At 69.4% G+C, this 19,831-nt stretch carries 14 protein-coding genes; 5 read left to right on the forward strand and 9 right to left on the reverse strand.

Annotated elements, in window-relative coordinates; all coding sequences use genetic code 11:
- Positions 1-926 precede the first annotated feature (926 nt).
- Entirely contained in the window at positions 927-1,331 is a 405-nt protein-coding gene (locus tag ACVTJA_RS15275) for a hypothetical protein (protein ID WP_465837104.1), read from the forward strand.
- A 1,115-nt stretch (positions 1,332-2,446) separates the two neighbouring features.
- Positions 2,447-2,587: a hypothetical protein gene (locus ACVTJA_RS15280; RefSeq protein ID WP_465837105.1), complete on the forward strand. Its 141-nt coding sequence runs from the start codon at positions 2,447-2,449 to the stop codon at positions 2,585-2,587.
- Positions 2,588-2,593: 6 nt separating this feature from the next.
- Here the strand turns inward: ACVTJA_RS15280 and ACVTJA_RS15285 are convergent, their stop codons facing one another.
- Both ACVTJA_RS15285 and ACVTJA_RS15290 read right to left on the reverse strand, forming a co-directional pair.
- Positions 2,594-4,624: a radical SAM protein gene (locus ACVTJA_RS15285; protein ID WP_465837106.1), complete on the reverse strand. Its 2,031-nt coding sequence runs from the start codon at positions 4,622-4,624 to the stop codon at positions 2,594-2,596.
- A gap of 58 nt (positions 4,625-4,682) precedes the next feature.
- Positions 4,683-6,068, reverse strand: coding sequence for an aldehyde dehydrogenase family protein (locus ACVTJA_RS15290; protein ID WP_465837107.1), 1,386 nt, complete (start codon positions 6,066-6,068; stop codon positions 4,683-4,685).
- Between the two features lie 204 nt (positions 6,069-6,272).
- On the opposite strand from ACVTJA_RS15290, the gene ACVTJA_RS15295 reads away from it, so the two are divergent.
- Both ACVTJA_RS15295 and ACVTJA_RS15300 read left to right on the forward strand, forming a co-directional pair.
- Positions 6,273-7,994 (forward strand): hypothetical protein, encoded by a 1,722-nt coding sequence (locus tag ACVTJA_RS15295; RefSeq protein ID WP_465837108.1) that lies wholly within the window; start codon positions 6,273-6,275, stop codon positions 7,992-7,994.
- 122 nt (positions 7,995-8,116) lie between these two features.
- Entirely contained in the window at positions 8,117-9,739 is a 1,623-nt protein-coding gene (locus tag ACVTJA_RS15300; RefSeq protein ID WP_465837109.1) for a transglycosylase SLT domain-containing protein, read from the forward strand.
- A gap of 62 nt (positions 9,740-9,801) precedes the next feature.
- Here ACVTJA_RS15300 and ACVTJA_RS15305 read toward each other — a convergent pair whose 3' ends face one another.
- On the reverse strand, positions 9,802-10,887 hold the full coding sequence (locus ACVTJA_RS15305) for a hypothetical protein (protein WP_465837110.1): 1,086 nt from the start codon (positions 10,885-10,887) through the stop codon (positions 9,802-9,804).
- Between the two features lie 144 nt (positions 10,888-11,031).
- On the opposite strand from ACVTJA_RS15305, the gene ACVTJA_RS15310 reads away from it, so the two are divergent.
- Positions 11,032-12,018, forward strand: a complete 987-nt coding sequence (locus tag ACVTJA_RS15310; protein ID WP_465837111.1) for a class I SAM-dependent methyltransferase — start codon at positions 11,032-11,034, stop codon at positions 12,016-12,018.
- Between the two features lie 128 nt (positions 12,019-12,146).
- On the opposite strand, the gene cysI is transcribed toward ACVTJA_RS15310, so the two are convergent.
- Genes cysI through ACVTJA_RS15340 form a run of 6 tightly spaced genes read right to left on the reverse strand, consistent with a single transcriptional unit; the run spans position 12,147 to position 19,822 of the window.
- On the reverse strand, positions 12,147-13,844 hold the full coding sequence (gene cysI, locus ACVTJA_RS15315; protein WP_465840397.1) for an assimilatory sulfite reductase (NADPH) hemoprotein subunit: 1,698 nt from the start codon (positions 13,842-13,844) through the stop codon (positions 12,147-12,149).
- 22 nt (positions 13,845-13,866) lie between these two features.
- On the reverse strand, positions 13,867-15,705 hold the full coding sequence (locus tag ACVTJA_RS15320; RefSeq protein WP_465840398.1) for an assimilatory sulfite reductase (NADPH) flavoprotein subunit: 1,839 nt from the start codon (positions 15,703-15,705) through the stop codon (positions 13,867-13,869).
- Between the two features lie 11 nt (positions 15,706-15,716).
- Entirely contained in the window at positions 15,717-17,465 is a 1,749-nt protein-coding gene (locus ACVTJA_RS15325; protein ID WP_465837112.1) for a sulfate adenylyltransferase subunit 1, read from the reverse strand.
- Positions 17,465-18,382: a sulfate adenylyltransferase subunit CysD gene (gene cysD / locus ACVTJA_RS15330; protein WP_465837113.1), complete on the reverse strand. Its 918-nt coding sequence runs from the start codon at positions 18,380-18,382 to the stop codon at positions 17,465-17,467. Before cysD ends, ACVTJA_RS15325 begins: the two co-directional genes overlap by 1 nt.
- Positions 18,375-19,175: a uroporphyrinogen-III C-methyltransferase gene (gene cobA / locus ACVTJA_RS15335; protein WP_465837114.1), complete on the reverse strand. Its 801-nt coding sequence runs from the start codon at positions 19,173-19,175 to the stop codon at positions 18,375-18,377. Before cobA ends, cysD begins: the two co-directional genes overlap by 8 nt.
- The gene (locus ACVTJA_RS15340; protein ID WP_465837115.1) at positions 19,172-19,822 is read right to left on the reverse strand and encodes a precorrin-2 dehydrogenase/sirohydrochlorin ferrochelatase family protein; all 651 of its coding nucleotides are present in this window, start codon (positions 19,820-19,822) and stop codon (positions 19,172-19,174) included. The genes cobA and ACVTJA_RS15340 overlap by 4 nt, the downstream gene beginning before the upstream one ends.
- Positions 19,823-19,831: the final 9 nt, after the last annotated feature.

Consider the following 19,831-nt stretch of genomic DNA (forward strand, 5'->3'; position numbering starts at 1 on the left):
ATGACGGCGCGAGGATGCATGCATTACCCTGGCATGTCTTTCCTGTGGGACAGGAGCCACAATTCAGCGTCCCTCCACATCCATCGGCGACCATGCCGCAAAGTGCACTCTGAGACTCGCACGTCTTTCGCGTGCACTGGGCCGCGCCGCCAGCTTCTTGGCGGCACACGTACCCGTCAATCTCTCCATCGCAGTTGTCGTCCAACCCGTTGCACTGCTCCGCAACCGTCGAGACACATGGGCCGTACTGCCCCTGTGAGTGAGCCTGGCAATAGCTGGCGCCGGGTCCAGTACAGTCACCGTTTGCGACGGTGCATGACCTGCTGAGAGAGTACGCGGCGCTGGAGCCAACTGCGTTGTCGACCAGACCATCACCATTGTCGTCGCATTCATTGCATACTTCTTCGCCTACCACGCAGCCCCCGACGCTGCAGGTGGAGCTGCAGGTTCGAGTCCCTCCTTTTCCGCAGTTACTGCAACTGATGGTCCCCCCACATCCGGTGCAGGAACTCCATGAGCCCGTCGTGCATGTCTGGACTCCGGCGACCGGGCAAGGGCTGCTCACAGATGGGTCTGAATGATTGCAGCTCCGCTTGAGTGTTCTGGCGCCCTGCGAGATGGCATTGTCTATTGCCCCGTCGCCGTTGTCGTCGCAGTTGTTGCACTCTTCTGGACCTACGTTGCAGAGACCTACGGAGCAGGCCGCGGTACACGCACGAGAGCCTTGTTTACCGCCGCATCCCGTGCAGGAGGCCGTCCCGCCACATCCGGAGCATGCACTCCATCCTGATGCAGTACAGCTTCTTGTTCCTGCTTGACTGCAGCTGTTTGGGTTGCATGACTCGGTTAGTGTGTAGTTGTTGTAGTTGTTCCATGCGTTGTCCACTACGCCGTCCCCGTTGTCGTCACAATTGTTGCACACCTCCGTGCCCACGTTGCATCCGGTTACTTCGCAGTCGGAATTGCATGTCTTCGTTCCCGGCAGGCCGCCGCAGCCGGTGCAGGCGACGGTGCCGCTACAACTGACGTCTTCCATTACTCCGTCGTTGCAGATTTGTGTCAGCGTGCAGCCATTGCTCAACGTGGTTTTCTGGATGGTTCCGTTGGTGCATCGCGCGCTGGCGGGTTGTGCCAGCCCGAAAGTCGCCCAAATGACCAGTAGTCTAGCGAATGCGCTCTTCAAGATGGCGTGCTCCTTTGATGTGAGGTGCGTAAACGGGCTTGGTGGTGTTGCATCGGCAAGGGTGCATGTGGTCAGCCTGGTTGCGAGCCCGTCGATATCCAACCTGCACGCTGATTGGGCCATAGGCTCGAGGATTACCTTTGCTTGAGCTGAAGGCGCAGCGTTCGACCGGCAGTTCGCGTGCGGCCAAGGCGCATGGTCGGAGTACTCTTCCTTGCCATTGATGCCTTTGCGCAATGGTGACAGAAGGCAGCAACCAGAGTCTGGAGGGAGTGTCGTTGCTGTTGGTTGCAAGTCCCGATTGCGTGCATGCGCCTGCGTTGGAGCCTTATCTGGAGTGTCCGAGCGATGAGATGGCGCCGACCGTGACCGCAGCCTTCCAATGGTCTGAGTGAAACCAGCGAGTTCGGTAAATCGGCAACTGAGTTACCAGAGCTGTCCGTGCGGGTAAACGCCTTTGGCGGCATGCTTGTACGCCACGGGGCCGACGCAACGACTTCGGGCCCGCTGAATCTCCTGGACTTTTCGGCTTGGATGTCGGGGTCTCGTCGTTTGCGTGTGATTCCGCGCTCAAGCCGTCAAAGCTGGAAAGCGAGAGTTCCGAACTCCAGGCCAGGCGTTCTCGACGACTTGCTGGCGTCTCCGTATCCCGCGGAGGCCATTGTTAGAGTTGGCAACAGTGGTGTAAGCCTGCCTTGGTTGCCTGGTGCTGGGGCATATCGCGGGCCCGCTTTCGGGGCAGACGTCATTGCTTGCCGGCGAGTTCCCATTCGTTTGGCGCTACCAAGTTGGCATGGGCGGATGCCCTTACGACACTTCATCTGTCACCTGCGCCAGCGAAGGTGTCGCTCGGCCCGCATGGTCTGCAGATGCACCTGGGCGCGAAGAGGAGAAGAGACGTTCCATGCAGAGAAATTCGCGGAGCAGATGGTGCGCCGGATGGTGGACCGGAGGCGCGGAGCGCGACAGTTTTGGGAAGGCAGGTGGGGCCGCGGTCGACGCTGCCGTCGTGGCTGATGAGGGCGATTTCGCTGGGTTGAAGGTGTGTCGTTGAAGACGAGGGCGCAAAGGGACCGTGCTCAATGACACGCTGCATGAGTTTTGCAGCCTGTCTTGTGGGGAATCTTGATTTTAGAGCCGAGAATGTGAGCGGGGAGATGCACGCCGACCGTCAAGGTGGGTGGCTGAAGCCTTGATATATGGCTTTGGCTCGAGCATGTGCTCGGATGAAGCGCCGCGGGCTCAGCCCTCGCCGCGCGAGCCTTGTCCGGGACGCGCTTCCCCATCATCGGTGAGGAGATGGGCTGGGACGCCCCGCGCGAGCTGCCGGCCAACGGCATCCCGCTGGATGCGGCCTCGCGCAGGGGCACGCCCTCCTCGGGTCCGCGCTGCGAGGTGGGCTGAAGGCCGCTACCGCCGCCGGGTGTCCGCCTCCAGGTCCTCGCGAATGCGGTGCAGCGCCTCCGCGAGCGGGTTGTCCGGCAGCACGCGAATCCACGCGCCCGCGCCCAGCATCGCCTCCAGCTCGACGAGCGCCTTCAGCACACGTCCTGGCTCCTGGGTGTTGACCGCGACGAAGAGCGTCCCTCCGTAGAGGTCCGTCTCGAGCCGGTCATCCGGCTTCAGGTACGGACGCAGGTGGGGGACGACATCCGGCGGGCCGAAGTCCGTCTTCGAGAAGTTCCCCGCCACGATGACGCGCTTGCTGGTGAGCACCAGCGCGGTGCCTCCCTGCCGGTGGGCGAGGAAGCCCAGCCGCGGCCCGAAGTGGTCCGCCTCGAGCAGGACATGTGGACCGGCGACAGTGACTTCGCCGCCCAGGTCCTTCGCGTAATGGGCCGCGGTCTCCGGGTAATGGAAGCGGACCCACAGGCGCGGCTGCTCCACCGAGGGATGCCGGAAAGCGAGGGCCCGCTCCAAAGGTTCCTTCTTCGGCACCCGCACCAGCTCCACGGAGAGCCGTGCGCCCTGTTCCCGGGCGAGAGCCTTCAGCTTCTCCGTGGTGGCACCGAGATTTCCCCGGCCCCCGTAGTGAACGAGCCCATACAACTGGTCCGCGTGACGGACGAAACCTTCAAGCGCTTCACGCTCCAGCGCCTGCTTCAGCGCGTCGAGCGATGCGCCCTCCTTCACGCGGAACCCGGCCGCCAACTGGAACCTACTGTGCGAAGGGACTTCCGAGTGGATTGCCCGCCCCTTCCGCCTCCACAGCAGCGTCCGCAGCGAGGGAAAGTCGTCCCCCAGCGTCATGTCCGTGTAGAGCATCACCACGCGTCCGACAGCGGCAATCTCTTCCGGCGAGTACTCCTGCTCATTCGTCTGGATGCCCTCCGACGCCAGCAATTCCTTCCATCGCTCGGAGTAGGGGCCTCCACGTGTCCAGTCGGGGAGGAGCGCCTCGACATACGCGCTGGCCTCCTCGGGCTTCTCGAAGCGCCCCACCAGCACGCAGTCCCCGCTGTTGTTGCCGGAGAACCCACGCCAGACGCGGACTCCGTCGGAGAGCGCTTCCGCCCGACGTGTGCCCGTCCGCGCGCAGCCCTGGAGGGGCGAAGGCTTCGACAGCACCTCCTGCCGTCCCGCCCACGCCGCGAGCACGTCGTCCGCTGACTGGACGGGAAGGCCCGGGCCCTGGAAGGAGCACGCCTTCAGCCGCCGGTCGGAGGTCAGCGTGACGAAGTCCAGCCCCGCGCCACAGTCGCCACCGAAGAGCCGGGGCACCTCCACCAGCGCGTCGCCGAAGCAGACCGACAGCCGCGCGCGGAGGGGACTGTCAGCGAGCACGTCCGTGAGCCGCGCCTCGTCCTCCGCGCCCAGCCGGAGCTTCGAGTCATTCCCCACGTAGCGCAGCACGGCGACATCGCGGCAGCCGAGCGCGTGAAGCGTCCGGAGCTGCGCCGGCAACAGGGGCACCCGCTCCGGCGTCGCGAGGATGTTCACCCCGAACGTCTGCCCCGCGCGGGCCAGGCGCTGAACGCACGCCTCCCAGTCGTTGTCGTCGTAGAGCGACACGCGGACCTCGCCGAGGTACGGCGCCAGCCGCGCCAGCCGCTCATCGCCGAGGAGCGTGCCGTTGGTGGTGACGTGCACGGCGAGCGGCGTCTCGGTCGCGAGCCGGCGCACCAGCGTGTCGAAGCCTCGGAAGGCGAGCGGCTCACCACCGCCGAAGGCCACCTCGAGCGTGCCGGCGCGGGCCAGGCCCGCCAGCACGTCGAAGGCCGAGTCCACCGTCCACTCGCTCCGGGCCTCCCTGTCCCGCGAGCAGAAGGCGCAGGCGAGGTTGCAGGCATTGGTGATGCCGAAGAGCACCAGCCGGGGAGCCCTGCGCCGCAGGTGCCGGGTGTGGGGCCCGTCGATACGGAGGTTCGTGCCCGTCCTCCGGTGGAACCAGAGGAGGGCACCATCGAGGGCATGGGGACGCCAGTCGGGGAGCGGCTGCATGGGGGACCTCGGGGAACGATGTCCCCTCACGTGCAGCTTCGCACGCCCTGACAGGGCGCTAGAACCGCAGCCGGTAGTGCAGGGCCTTCGGGCGCGTCAGCGAGTCGAACCCGAGCGCGCTCAGCGTGACGCCGCGCCCGGAGCTCTTCACGCCGCTCCACGGCAGCGCGGGGTCCAGCGAGTCGCAGCGGTTCATGTAGACGGTGCCCGCTTCCAACTGCCGCGCCAGCCGGTCCGCGCGCTCGCGGTCCGACGTCCACACGCTCGCGGTGAGCCCCAGGCTGGACGCGTTCATCCGCGCCAGCGCCTCCTCGTCCGAGCTGACGGGCGCAATCGGCAGCAGCGGCCCGAAGGACTCCTCGCGCATCACCTTCGCGTCGGCGCTCACGTCCTTGAGCAGCGTGGGCTCGAAGAAGCGGCCCCTGCCGTTCACCTGTGCGCGCTGGCCGCCGCGGATGAGCTTCGCTCCCCGGCGCGTGGCGTCCTGGACGAAGACCTCCAGCTCGGCCGGGTGCCACGGCTGGGCAATGGGGCCCAGCGTCGTCTTGTCGGACTCCGGGTCGCCCAGGACGTACGCGCGCACCAGCGGCTCTACGGCATCCACGAAGCGTGCGTACAGCGAGTGGTGCACGTACACGCGCTCCACCGCGCAGCAGCTCTGGCCCGCGTTGTACATGGCTCCGTCGACGATGTTCTCCACCGTCTTGTCGAAGTCGCAGTCCGGCGCGACGTAGGCCGGGTCATTGCCGCCCAGCTCCAGGCCGATGTGCAGGAAGCGGTCCTTCGCGGCCGCCTGCATCTTGTGCCCGCCCAGCACCGAGCCGGTGAAGAGCACGTGGTCCACGCGCGCGTCACCCACCAGCTTCTCCGTCGCGGCGTAGTCCAGGAAGATGGCCTGCACCGTGCCCTCGGGCGCGCCCGCCTCCGCGAAGGCGCGGGCGAAGTGCTCGCCACACAGCGGCGTGCGCGGCGAGTGCTTCACCACCACCGCGTTGCCCGCCAGCACGGCCGGCGCCACCGCGTTCACCGCGGTGAGCAGCGGGTAGTTCCACGCGGGCAAATCCAGCACCACGCCGAGCGGCTCCTTGGCAATCCTCCGCTCGAAGCCCTCCTTGGGCGGCAGGACGATGTCCGCGAGCGACTCGGGTGCAATCGACGCCATGTGGCGCAGCCGTCCGGCCATGCCGCCCACCTCACCGCGGGCTTGCGACAGCGGCTTGCCCATCTGCCGGGTGATGTCGCGGGCGATGGCATCGGTGCTCTTCTCCATCGCCTCGCAGGCGCGCAGCACCAGCTTCACGCGCTCCTCCACGCGCATGGCGCGCAGCGCGCGGGACGCGCTCCGGGCGCGCTCCAGCACCGCATCGAGCTGCGCGGGAGAGGTGGGCTCCACCGAGGCGGCGACGTCGCCGGTGTACGGGTTGTCGACGATGTGTGTGCTCATGGGGACCAGGAAAGCCGACGGACGCGGCGAGCGTCACGGCCCGGCGGGAGCGAGGGCACGCTTCAAGACAGAGTGAGACAGGCAACTGTTATCGGCCCATCGCTCCCGGGGCCGGGCATGATGTGGCCCGGCGCCGCGCCGCCTGGAGGGCACTCAGGGGGCCATGGCCTGAAGCAACCCCGCGTGGCGCGGCAGGGGAGCGACATGCACTTCGTCTCGAAGGTCGACGGACTGGACTACGTGGTGGTGCTGGATGGGCTCGCGCTGTCGTCGTGGTGCCTGCCCGACGAGGTGGTGTCCGACCTGAACATCCACGCATCGAGCGAGGGCCTGCTGTCCACCGACGGCACCGGCAGGCTCCTGCTCGCGTGGGACGACAGCTACGACCGGAGCCACCTCGTCGCGGTGGACACGCTGGAGCGCGAGCAGCGCTACGCCCGCTTCCAGCTCAGGGCTTCCGTCCTCGACGCCACAGGCGAGGCGTTGCTACGAGTCCCCGACCTCCAGGCGCCCCTGACGCTCGAGCGCCTCACCTTGAAGGGAGAGCCCGAGGCCTCGCGGCCGCTGCCGTTCCCGGACTGGGAGCCCGTGTCATTGTCGACGGCGTGGAACGCGCCCCTCTGGACCCGTCCCAGGTACGTCAGCCGCGCGGGGCTCGTGGCCGTCCTCGGCGCGGACGGGCGCGTGCTGCTGGCGGACTTCCGCGACTTCGACGCGCCGAGGGTGGTGGCCTTCGCGAAGCTCTGGGTCCCTCCCACGTGGGACGTCCAGCTCACGCCCTTCGAGGACGCGCTCGGCATCATCGCTCACGACATTCCACACGGGACGGCCACCGCGTGGGTCGTCTCCGGTCGCGACGTGCTCGAGAAGAAGGGGCTCGCCGCGCTCACCCTGCCGGCCTTCGCCACGAAGGACGTACTGCTCACGCAGGTGGACGCGGGCACGCTGCAGCGGGTGCCGCTCCGTGGAGGTGAGTCCCAGACGCTGCGTCTTCCCGCCTCGGGCCGCGACACGGGCCTGGAGGCGCACGGCCCGGGAACGCCCATCGCGGGTGGTGACGTCACCGCCTTCCTCCCCTGGCATGCCGAGAGCCTCATCCTCTTCGACGCGGAGACGGGCGAGCCGTCCGAGGTGTCGCGCCTGCTCCCCGACGACCTGCGAGAGCTGCGCCAGTTCCTCATGCGGCGTGTCATGCAGGCGAACGAGACCGCGCGCTCCACGGGCACCCGCTTCGCGTTGAAGGCGCTGGATGCGCCCGCGAAGCACCGGCGCTACAGCGTGACGCTGTCCGCGCACGGAGGGGATGGCAGCTTCTGGGCGCACGTGGTGCTGGGCGCCTTCCAGGGCATGTATCCGGAGCTGTCGGAGCGGGACTTCGGAGGCTGGCGGTTGGGCGCGATGGGCCACCCGCACATCCCGGCCCCACCCCCGGTCTCCCTCGGCGTGGACGAGATGGCGTCCATCCTCGGCCGCATCGAGCACCATGGGTTCCGGCTCTCCAGCCTCGCCCCCATCATTCAACGGCTCTACGAGCGCAACCTCCCGGGCCACTGGAGCGTCGGGGGCGCGAAGCTCCCGCTGACGGATGACGCCGCGGTGCTGCTGCTGCAGGCGTTCATGGAAGGGCTCGCCTCGCCGGCACCCCTCGGTGTCGCGGCGCACCTGGAGCAGTGGCGGCGGTCACCCATGCCGGTGTCCTCGCTGACCGCACGCGTGCCGCGCCTCCATGGCTCGCACGCGCGCGCCGAGCCCCGGCTGCTCGTCGCGCTCGCCCAGCTCGCAGCGAATCACCTCCACCATCACGCGGGACCGCTCCTCGCCGCCCTGGCGACGGAGGCGCATCCGGACCACCTCAACAACGCGCGTCATGGCGTCGTGGAGATCCAACGGTATTGGGCCCAGCGGCACAAGGCGGTATCGCTCTAGTCATACTTTTTCAGTTAATCTGTCGAAGTCCCGGCAAACGCAGGCTCCCAGGCAACTTTGTCTCTGGGAGTCCGAGAATCGGGGACGACGCAGTTTTCCCCCCATCGGGAAGGATTTCCCCCGTGACCACGATCAGCGTTTCTCGAGGCGACCGGCTCAGCTCGATTGCCGCCAAGTACAACACCACGGTGGAGAAGTTGGCCAAGGCCAACAACATCGCGGACCCGAACAAGATCAAGGTTGGCCAGAAGCTCGTCATCCCCGATGGCTTCGACAAGCCGACGACGAAGGCCACCAACACCAAGCCGGGCACGGACAACTTCGCGGCCACGTCGGCGAAGACGGGCCCGGTGAAGGACGACGACGGCCGCCAGTTCTCCACGTCGCGCGACGGCACGCCGATGTACCGCCAGGGTGACTCGCAGTGGGGCTCGCGCGCGCTGGGCACCGGCTCCAGCATCTCCGCCGCGGGCTGCGCGATGACGGCCACCGCGATGGCGGTGAGCAAGATCACCGGCCAGGTCATCAACCCCGGCGAGATGGACAAGTACCTGGACAGCCACGGCGGCTACTCGGGTAACGCGCTGAACTGGGGCGTCGCCGCGAAGGCGGGCGGCCTGGGCGCGTCCAAGCAGGCGTGGAGCCTCGACACCATCAACAAGCAGATCGACGCCGGCCGCCCGGTCGTCGTCGGCGTGGACTACAAGCAGGGCAGCAACGGCGGCTCCAACGGCACGGACCACTGGATCACCATCACCGGCCGCGGCACGGAGAACGGCAAGCCGGTCTACTACGCGAACGACCCGGCCACCGGGAAGGAAATCACCCTCAAGGCCAACGGCAGCCAGCTGTCGGGCGGCCCCTCGGGCTACAAGACCACGGGCCAGCTGGTGACGTTCTCCGGCGGCAACCCGAACCCGGGTGGCATCAAGCCGGGCGACAGCACCACCAAGCCGGACAAGCCGGACAGCAAGCCGACGCAGGGCTCCGTGAAGGGCCTACCGCTGCCGGGCAAGGACCTGGAGCGCGGCGCGAGCGGCGAGGCCGTGAAGCAGCTCCAGAGCGCGCTGGTGAAGGCCGGCTACATGACCCAGGCCGAGATGAACACCGGCCCGGGCAAGTTCGGCCCCCGCACCGAGCAGGCGCTGAAGGAGTTCCAGGCGGCCAACGGCGTGAAGAACACCGGCTACTACGGCCCGCTGACCCGCGCGGCCTTCGAGAAGCTGGGCGCCAAGGTCGGCGGTGCCAGCACGAAGGGCACGGACACCACCGGCGGCACGAAGGGCACGGACACCACGAAGGGCACGGACTCGTCGAAGCCGGTGAAGGGCAACAACGACCTGAGCGGCTTCACGTCCAACAAGTACGACAACATCATCAACGACATGTCGCAGAAGTACGGCGTGCCCGCGCGGCTCATCAAGGCGGTCATCCAGCAGGAGTCGGCGTTCAACCCGAACGCCACCTCGGGCGTCGGCGCCAAGGGCCTGATGCAGCTCATGCCGGCCACCGCGAAGGAGCTGGGCGTGACGGACCGCACGGACCCGCGCCAGAGCATCGAGGGCGGCACCAAGTACCTGGCCCAGCAGCTCAAGCGCTTCAAGGGTGACGTGACGCTGGCGCTCGCCGCGTACAACGCCGGCGCGGGCAACGTGCAGAAGTACGGCGGCGTCCCCCCGTTCAAGGAGACGCAGAACTACGTGAAGAAGATCACCGGCTGGTACAACGGCGCCGGCCCGGCCTAGTCGCTCACGCAGGTTCGAAGCAACGCGGCCCGGTCACCTCGTGGTGGCCGGGCCGTCGTGCTTCATGGCGTCGGCCAGAACGCGGGCGCGTAGACCTCGGACACATCCGCGAGGCGCTTCGGCGTCGCCGCCGTGCTCCACACGTGCGCGGCCGCGTAGCCGCCGTATGCGGTGACGAGGAGCAGCCCGCGCTGGAACTGGAAGCCCAGGTATGCGTCGGACTCGGCGACGTCCTTCAATTCCATACGCTTGCCATTCGTGGACCAGAACAGCGGCGAGCCCATGACGACCTCCGGGCCTGCTTCAGAGGCGCGGTAGTAGAGCGTGCCGTCCGGCCCGGGCAATTCCATCCACCAGCCGTCCTCCGGAGCGCCCAGCGCGCCCGCCACGTCCGCGGGGGCCTTCTTCCCCTGGGGACTGGCCGGAATGGACGCGGTCCACACCGGCGTCATCGTCTTCACCGTGTCGAGCACGGAGAGCCCGGGGGCATTGGCCGCCTCGAAGCGGCCGGGCTTCGCCTCGACGCGCTTCCAGCCTTCGTCCTCCAGCCGGTACGCGAGCGCCAGTCCCGGGATGCCCGGGCCCTTGGGCGCGGTGAACTGCTCGCCCTCGAAGGTGATGACGCCCTTCTTCGGCGCGCGCTTGCTGTACGCGAGGACGATGAGCGCGACGGGGCGCCCCTGCGCATCGAAGCCGAGGCGCGAGACATACGGCTTGTCCGGCGCCGAGGCGCCGGTGCCACCCGGCAGGGACTTCAAGTCGAGCGGCTGGCCGGACTTCGCGCCCAGGTCCACGCGCCAGGCTCGCGCCACCTCGCCCTCGCCCGAGGGCCACGTGAAGACGAGGCCCTGCTTTCCGTCCGCGCTCCACGACACCATGGACCTGTCGCATGCGGCGTCGAAGGAGAAGACGGAGGACGGCTCACCGGGCAGCGGGTGGCGCATCCACTGGCACTTCTCTCCGTCGCCGGTGGACTTGAGGTAGCCGAGCACCGTCTGCGCGGAGGCAGCCGGAGGCGCGGGCCGTGAGGCAGGAGCGCTCCGGCCCGCGACGGCGGGAGGAGGGGACTCTGGAGCGCCCTGTCCGGACTGACAGCCAGCGAGGGCAAGAGCTGCGAGCAGCGCGGAGGCGCGGCGAAGCGGATTCATGGAGACCTCGGCGGGCCCCGGAGATGGGAGGTCCAGGGCGCGGCGGGGAGACACTACCCGTCCCCGTGCGCGTGTCACGGGGCATGCGACCGCCTCTGTCTTCGCGCGTCATGCAGGAGTCCCAGGCGGTACGCTGGCCACCCCATGCCGAGCCCCGCCGCCTCTCCGCGCCGCTTCCACGACGAGCCGCTCATCGACATCGTCCGCCATCTGCGAAGCGCGCTCGAAACAGGAAGCGCGCGCATCGAGGTGCCAGACCCGGACCTCGGACGCGGGCACTACGCGGGCGAGCGCGTGGGCCCGGAGAAGGGACTCATCCACCGGCCACTGCGAAGCTGGTGCGACCTGGCCGATGGGCTCTCATGTCGGCTGCTCACGCCTCGCGCGGTGGACGCCACGCACGTGGCGCTTACCTTCGAGCGGCTCGGCTCGGAAGCGTCGTGGCATGCGGGCGGCGAGGAGGCCGAAGCCGCGCTCGAACCGCAGGAGCGGTACGGGGCGGGCTCCGGCTTCGCGCGGGTGCGCAAGCTGGAGGACGCGGGCTTCCTCCTGCCGTGGCTGGACGCGCTCTCCCGCATCCACCTGCCCCCGGGGGCGAGGGTGCTCGACCTGGGCGTGAATCGCGGTGACGAGCTCGCCGCCTTCGCGTGGCTCGAAGGCGCACCGGACGTCAGCTTCGTCGGCGTGGACCACGGGGCCAGCGCGCTCGCCGAGGCTCGCGCCCGCTTCCCCGACGCGCGCCACCGCTTCGTCCTCGCGGACCTCAACGCGCTGCCCGAGGACCTGGGCCACTTCCACCTCGTGGTGTCGGTGGGCACGCTGCAGAGTCCCGGCGTGGACGACCACGCGCTGCTGCGCCGGCTGGTGCAGCAGCACCTGGAGCCGGGGGCCACGCTCCTGCTCGGCTTCCCCAACTCGCGTTTCCGCGACGGCGAGGTCGTCTACGGCGCGCGGGTGCGCAACCTGCGCGAGCCCGACCTGTCCCTGCTGGTGAAGGACCTGTCCTTCTACCGGCGCTACCTGCATCAGCATGGCTTCCGCACGTATCTCAATGGCAAGTACGACCTGCTGCTCACGGCGGTGCGGGGCGGAGCCCATCGGGCCGGAGCGGACGTCGAGGACCCGGACTGAACGTCAGCGGGGGCCACCGTGACGGGGAACGAATTGTGGGCCCCGCCGTTGGCCTGCCTCCCGCCGTCGAGAAGGTGAGTCGTGGCCGGCACTCCGCCCTCCCTCGCAAGAGAGGGCGGAGGTGATGCTCAGGCCGCCGCGTTCGGCGTCGCCTTCGCCGATGGCGCAGGGACGTGGCCGGCGCGGACGACGTAGTCACCGAAGCCCTCACCCGGCTTCCGCTCGCGCGAGTACTCCGCGAACAACGGCTCCAGAGCGGCGAGGATGCCGTCCTCGTCGATGTTCTCCCGGTACAGCCGGTTGAGCCGCTGGCCGCGCACGTCGCCGCCGAGGTGGAGGTTGTAGCGGCCCGGCGCCTTGCCCACGAGCCCCACCTCCGCGAGGTACGGCCGCGCGCAGCCATTCGGGCAGCCGGTGATGCGCAGCAGGAGGTTCGCGTCCCGCAGCCCGTGCGCCACCAGCCGCGCCTCCAGCTTCTCCACGAAGGACGGCAGGTAGCGCTCCGCCTCGGCCATGGCCAGGCCGCACGTGGGCAGCGCCACGCACGCCAGCGCGTTCCTCCGCAGGGGACTGGCGCTCCGGAATCCATCCAGTCCGTGCTTCGCCACCAGCGCGTCGATGGTCTCCTTCGCCTCGGCGCTCACGTTGGCGATGACGAGGTTCTGGTTCGCCGTGAGCCGGAAGTCGCCCGTGTGGACGTGGGCAATCTCGCGAAGGCCGGTGAGGTGCGGCGCCTCGGGCCGGTCCGCCACGCGGCCGCTGTCCAGGTGCAGCGTCAGGTGCCACTTCCCGTCGTGTCCCTCCACCCAGCCGAAGCGGTCTCCATTGTGGTCGAAGGAGAACGGACGCGCTGGCTGCAACGCGAAGCCGAGCCGCCGCTCCAATTCCGCCGTGAACCACGCCACGCCGCGCTCCTCCAGCACGTACTTGAGGCGCGCGTGCTTGCGGTTGGTGCGGTCTCCGAAGTCGCGGTGGATTCTCACCACCTCGGCGGCCACCTCCAGTGTCTTCTCCGGAGGGATGAAGCCCACCACGTCCGCGAGCCGCGGGTACGTGGCCGCGTCTCCGTGCGTGGCGCCCATGCCACCGCCCACCGAGACGTTGAAGCCGGCCAGCTCACCCCTCTCGATGATGGCGATGAAGCCCAGGTCCTGCGCGAAGACGTCCACGTCGTTGAGCGGCGGCACCGCGACGGCCGTCTTGAACTTCCGGGGCAGGTAGGTGGACCCGTAGATGGGCTCTTCCTCGCCGCCGGCCACCTTCTCGTCGTCCAGCCAGATTTCGTAATAGGCGCGCGTCTTCGGCAGCAGGTGCTCGGAGAGGCGCACCGCCCACTGGTACACCGTTTCGTGGACGCGCGAGTCCACCGGGTTCGGGTTGCACAGCACGTTGCGATTCACGTCGCCGCAGGCGGCCAGCGTGTCCATCAGCGCCTGGTTGATGCGGGCGATGGTGGGCTTGAGGTCGTCCTTGATGACGCCGTGGAGCTGGAACGCCTGCCGCGTCGTGATTCGCAGCGTGTGGTTGGCATACTCGCGCGCCAGTGCGTCCATGGCCAGCCACTGGGCCGGCGTGCACACGCCGCCGGGGAGGCGCGTGCGGAGCATGAAGCTGTACGCCGGCTCCAGCTTCTGCAGGCGGCGCTCCTCGCGGATGTCCCGGTCGTCCTGCTGATAGCTGCCGTGGAACTTGATGAGGCTGGTGTCCGGCGTGGAGATGGCACCCGTCACCGGGTCCACCAGGCTCTCCGCCAGCGTGCCGCGGAGCAGGCGGCTCTTCGTCTTGATGTGCTCCACCTCGGACAGGGGCTTGGACTGGTTGCTCATGTCGTTGCTCACGTGGAAAGGCTCAGTAGACGTCGCGCAGGTAGCGCCGCTGCTCGCGCAGGCCCTGGAGCCAGGCCTCCGCGTCCTCGCGGCTCTTCCCGCCATGGGTGGAGACGATGTCCACCAGCGCCGCGTGGACATCCGGGGCCATGCGCTGGGCATCGCCGCAGACGTAGAGGTATGCGCCGCCGTCCAGCCACTCGTAGACGTCGCGTCCCGCTTCGCGCAGGCGGTGCTGCACGTAGACCTTCTGCGCGCGGTCTCGCGAGAAGGCGAGAGACAGCTGGTGCAGCGTCTTCTTCTTCAAGGCCTCCTGCCACTCCACCTGGTAGAGGAACTGCGTGCGGAAGTGCTGCTCGCCGAAGAAGAGCCAGTTGCGGCCGCGCGCGCCCACCTCGGCGCGCTCCTGCACGAATGCGCGGAAGGGCGCCACGCCCGTGCCGGGGCCAATCATCAGCACGTCCTTGTCGCCGTCCTCCGGCAGGCGGAAGCGCTCATTGGGCTCGATGAAGACGCGGACCTTGTCCGTCCCCGCCGCCCGCGAGGCCAGGTACGACGACGCGGCGCCGAGGTGCCGCGTGCCGAAGGCCGTGTAGTCCACCACTGACACCGTCAGGTGCGCCTCCGCGCCCACGCGCTTGGGACTGGAGGCAATCGAGTACAGCCGGGGCGCCAGCTTGCGCAGTGCCGCGACGAGCTCCGTCGCGCCCCACGCCGCCGGGTGCGCGCGCAGGAGGTCGATGACCTGGTGGCTCGCCAGCAGCGTGCGGAAGCCCTCCGCGCCGGACGGCTCCAGGAGCCGCTTCAGCTCCGTGCTGTTGGCCAGGGCCGCGTGGCGCTCCAGGAAGGGACGGTTGAGCTTCGTCAGCTCCAGCTCCTCGCCCAGCCACTTCGACAGCGGCAGCGAGCGCCCGTCGCGCTTCACCTCCGTGCTCCCGTCCAGCTTCAGCTCGGAGAGGAAGGCGTCCACCAGCTCGGGCGGGTTGTGCGGCCACACGCCGAGCGCGTCGCCCGGCTGGTACTCCAGGCCGGAGCCTTCCAGTGACAGCTCCACGTGCCGCACGTCCTTGAGCGCGCCCCGGCCGGTGATGCGCTGGTTGACCAGCACCTCGGTGGAGAAGGGCGCTTCCTTGCTGAACGTCGCTGTTGCAGGAGCCGCACTGCGCAGCGGGACGACAGCCGCGATGGGCGCGGCTTGCGGCTCCAGCGCCTCCTTCGCCCGCGCGAAGGCCTGGTCGAGCCACCCCTTCGCCACGGGCTCGAAGTCCACGTCGCAGTCGGCGCGCTCCACGAGCCGGGTGGCACCCAGTTCCGCGAGGCGCGCGTCGAGCACGCGGCCCACCTCGCAGAACTTCGGGTAGCTGGAGTCACCCAGTCCCAGCACCGCGAAGCGCAGCCCCTCCAGCTTTGGAGCTCGCTTGCCCAGCACGTGCTCGCAAAAGCCGCGCGAGTCGTCCGGCGGGTCTCCGTCGCCCTGCGTGCTGATGACCACGCAGAGCAGCTTCTCCTTCGCCAGCTCCCGCACGGGGTAGTCGCTCGCGCGGAAGAGGCGGGTGGGAAGCCCCGAGGACTCCACCTGCTGCTTGAGCCGCTCGGCCAGCAGCTTGCTGTTCCCCGTCTGCGTTCCGTAGACGATGGTGAGCGGTACCGCGGGAGCCGCGGCGGGCGCGGCGGACACGGGCACGGCAGCGGAGACTGGAGCGGCCCCCGGCCGTGAGGCGAGCCCCGCCGCGTAGCCGCTCAGCCAGTGCAGCGCCGCTGTGTCCAGCCCCTCCACCAGCTTGAGCAGCAGCGCGCCCTTCTCCTCACCCAGCAGGGTGGTGACGAAGGGCGGTGCGGCGGGTCGTGGGGCCCCCCCCATCTGCGACGGACTCACTTCACGTTCTCCCCGAGCGCGAGCACGCGCTCCACCTGCTGCTTCGCGTCCTCGGATGCCTCCAGCTCCAGCCACGCCACGCCGGAGTCGCGAGCCTCCGCTCGCAGCACGCGCCGGGCTTGCGACGCCTCGGTGTGCACCAGCGCGATGAGCCCCGCGCCCGCCAGCGCGAGCGCCACCTCCACGTCACCCATGACGGTGGCCACGTGCCGGCCCTGGTCGAACAGGCTCCGCTCCAGCTCGAAGGCGCGCGACGCCGCGTCCGGCGAGGACGGCAGCAGGACGATGGCACCGGGCTGGCCCAGCCGCGCACGGCGCTCGGCCGCGGAGATGAGCGAGGACTCCACCGCGCCCCGCGCCCCGGTGTCCGCCGGCCCCAGCACCATGCCCGCGCCCACCGTGTCATGCGTGAGCGCGTCGATGATGATGAAGGCACCGGTGCGCCGGTTGTCGCGGTACGGGTCCGCCAGCAACGGCCGGCGGCACACCAGCCGCACCTTGCCGATGTCGTTGAGGGACAGTGACTCGGCGGGCACCTCGGACAAATCCTCCAGCTCCTTGCGCCAGAGGATGCGCTCCACCTGCGCGGGCGCGGTGCGCGTGGCCTGCTTCACCAGGTAGCGCCGCGACACGTCCAGCGGCTGCTCGCCGAACGACACCAGCATCGCGTCGAGCTGGTGCAGCGCCTGCGGCGGCTCGTCCACGTGCGCGAGCAAATCACCGCGGCTCGCGTCCACGTCATCCGCCAGGAGCAGCGTCACGGACGCGGGCGCGGAGGCCTCCTTCAGCGGCCCGTCGAAGGTGTCGATTCCCGCCACGCGCGTGCGGCGCCCGGAGGGCAGCACCTGGATTTCGTCCCCCACGCGCACGGTGCCGGAGGCCACCTGGCCGGCCAGCCCGCGGTAGTCCTGGTGCGGACGGATGACGTACTGCACGGGGAAGCGGAAGGCCGCGTTGTCCAGCCGGCGCTGGTGGGGCAACGACTCCAGCCACCCGAGCAGCGTGCCGCCCTCGTGCCACGGCGTGCGCGCGCTGGGACGGGTGATGTTGTCGCCCCGGCTCGCGCTGACGGGGAAGAGGCGCACGCCCTCGAAGCCGAGCGTGTACGCGAAGTCCGCCAGCTCCTGGCCGATGCGCTCGAAGGTGGCCCGGTCGAAGCCCACCAGGTCCATCTTGTTCACCGCCACGGCGAGGTACGGAATGCCCAGCAGCGAGGCGATGTACGCGTGCCGGCGCGTCTGCGGCAGCACGCCCAGGCGCGCGTCCACCAGGATGACCGCCGCGTCCGCCGTCGAGGCGCCGGTGGCCATGTTGCGCGTGTATTGGATGTGTCCCGGCGTGTCCGCGATGATGACCTTGCGCTTCGCCGTGGACAGGTAGCGGTACGCCACGTCGATGGTGATGCCCTGCTCGCGCTCGGCCTTCAGGCCATCCGTGAAGAGGGAGAAGTCCAGCTCCTCCTCCTCGGCGCCGGCCGCGGCCTTGAGGCCCTGGGCGAGCAGCTCCGGAGGCACGGCCACGCTGGCCTCGGTGCGGGCGGCGGCGCGCTTCGCGCTGGCCTTCTTCACGGCGGAAATCTGGTCCTCGAAGAGGCCGTCGCACTCGTAGAGGAGCCGGCCGATGAGCGTGGACTTCCCGTCGTCCACGGAGCCCACCACGACGAGCCGCAGCAGCTCGCGGCTGGAGTGCTCCTCGAGGAGCCGCTGCACGTCGAGCGGGAGAGGAGCCTGCAGTGCGGTTTCCATTAGAAGTAGCCCTCGCGCTTCTTGAGCTCCATGGAGCCCTCTTCGTCGTGGTCGATGAGGCGGCCCTGCCGCTCGGACTGGCGGGCGTTGACCATCTCGTGGATGACGGCCTCCACCGTGGTGGCGGAGGACTCGATGGCACCGCTCAGCGGGTAGCAGCCGAGCGTGCGGAAGCGCACGCGCCGCAGCGTGGGCTTCTCACCCGGACGCAGGCGCATGCGCTCGTCGTCCACCATCAGCAGCGTGCCGTTGCGGTCGATGATGGGGCGCTCGGCGGCGAAGTAGAGCGGCACCACGGGGATGCGCTCGCGCAGCACGTAGTGCCACACGTCCAGCTCCGTCCAGTTGGACAGCGGGAAGACGCGCATGCTCTCCCCGGCGTCCACGCGGCCGTTGTAGAGGTTCCAGAGCTCCGGCCGCTGCCGGCGCGGGTCCCACTGGCCGTGCTTGTCGCGGAAGGAGAACACGCGCTCCTTGGCGCGGGACTTCTCCTCGTCGCGGCGCGCTCCGCCGAAGGCCGCGTCGAAGCCGTGCTGCGCCAGCGCCTCCAGCAGCGCCTGCGTCTTCATGGCGTGCGTGTACTTCTGGCTGCCGTGGTCGAAGGGGTTGATGCCCTCGGCCAGCGCGCGGCGGTTCTGGTGGACGAGGAGCTTCAACCCGTGCCGCGCCACGAAGGCGTCGCGGAAGGCATACATGTCCCGGAACTTCCAGGTGGTGTCCACGTGGAGGAGCGGGAAGGGCAGGGGCGCGGGATGGAAGGCCTTGCGCGCCAGGTGCAGCAGCACCTGCGAGTCCTTGCCGATGCTGTAGAGCATCACCGGGTTGGCGAACTCGGCCACCGTCTCGCGGATGATGTGGATGCTCTCTGCTTCCAGTTCCGCCAGGTGCGTCGTCCTCGCCAGGTTGTTCTCACTCATGGCCACCCTCCGCCTTCAGGGGCACCGGGTGCCCGTTCATCGTCGAGCCGCGCGCCGCCAGCGACGGCAGCCGGGAGCGCAGCGCCACCACCTCGCCCACGATGAGCAGCGCGGGCGAGCCAATGGCGGCCCGGCGCGCCTCGAGGGCGATGTTGCCCAGCGTGGCCTCCACCACCCGCTGGTGCTCCCATGTGCCCGCCTCCACCACGGCGACGGGCGTCGAGGCGTCGCGGCCCGCCGTCACCAGGGCGCGCACCGTCTCTTCCAACCGGTCTCCCGCCATGAAGAGCACCAGCGTCTTCGCCTTCGCGAGGAAGGCCCAGTCAGGCGAGCCGCCCGCGCGGTGCGCGGTGGCGAAGGTCACCTCGCCGGACACGTCGCGGTGGGTGACGGGGATGGCCGCCGAGGCCGGCGCGGCGATTCCGGCGGACAGGCCGGGCACCACCTCGTACGGAATGCCCGCCGCCTCCAGCGCGAGCGCCTCCTCCGCGCCACGGCCGAAGACGAACGGGTCTCCGCCCTTGAGGCGCACCACGCGGCGGCCGAGTCGGGCCTGGGTGATGAGGACGGTGTGGATGTCCTCCTGCCGCACGGACTCGCCGCCGCCCTCCTTGCCCACGTAGATGAGGCGGGCGCGGGGGCGCGCGTGCTCCAGCACGGCGGGGTGCACGAGCCTGTCATGCACCACGGTGTCCGCTTCTCTCAGCAACCGGGCCGCGCGCAGTGTGAGCAGCTCGGGGTCTCCCGGGCCGGCTCCCACCAGGTACACGCGTCCCTGGACCTGCTCTCTCATGTCGTCTCTCCCGATGACTTCAAGGTCTTCAGCGCCGCGCGGAGCCGGGCTCCCGCGGCCTTGCGCTCGCCGCGTTCCAGCAGCGCGCCGATGTCTCCCTCCCCGAGGCTCTTCAAGAGGCGCTGGCGCTCCACGCCCGCGGGGAGCCGCCGACGCAGCCAGCCGCTGAGCCGAGCGAGCCACACGTGGTGCGGGCCCACCCGCGCCGTCAGCTCGCGGCGCAGCCGGCGCGCAATCGCGGGCGCGTGGCCGGCGGTGGAGATGGCGAGGGTGATGGGGCCTCGGCGACCGACGGAGGGCAGCGTGAAGTCGCAGAGCTCCGGCACGTCCGCCGTGTTCAACCAGACGCCGAGCAGGCGCGCCTCCCGCGCCACCAGCGGGCCCACGCTCGCGTCGTCTGTTGCCGCGAGCACGAGGTCATGGCCGCGCACGTCGCCGGGGACGTAGGGCCGGGCGAGCCAGTCGAGGTGGCCCTGCGTGGCGAGGGCGCGCAGCGTGGGTGTGACCTCGGGGGACACGACGCGCAGCCGGGCGCCGGCTTCGAGCACCGCGAGGGCGCGGCCCTCGGCGATGGTGCCGCCTCCGATGAGGAGGACGCGGCGTCCCTCCAGGCGGAGGCAGACGGGGTAGTCGGTGGGAGTGCTCATGGTGTTCGG

This window comes from Pyxidicoccus sp. M6 (assembly GCF_055568925.1).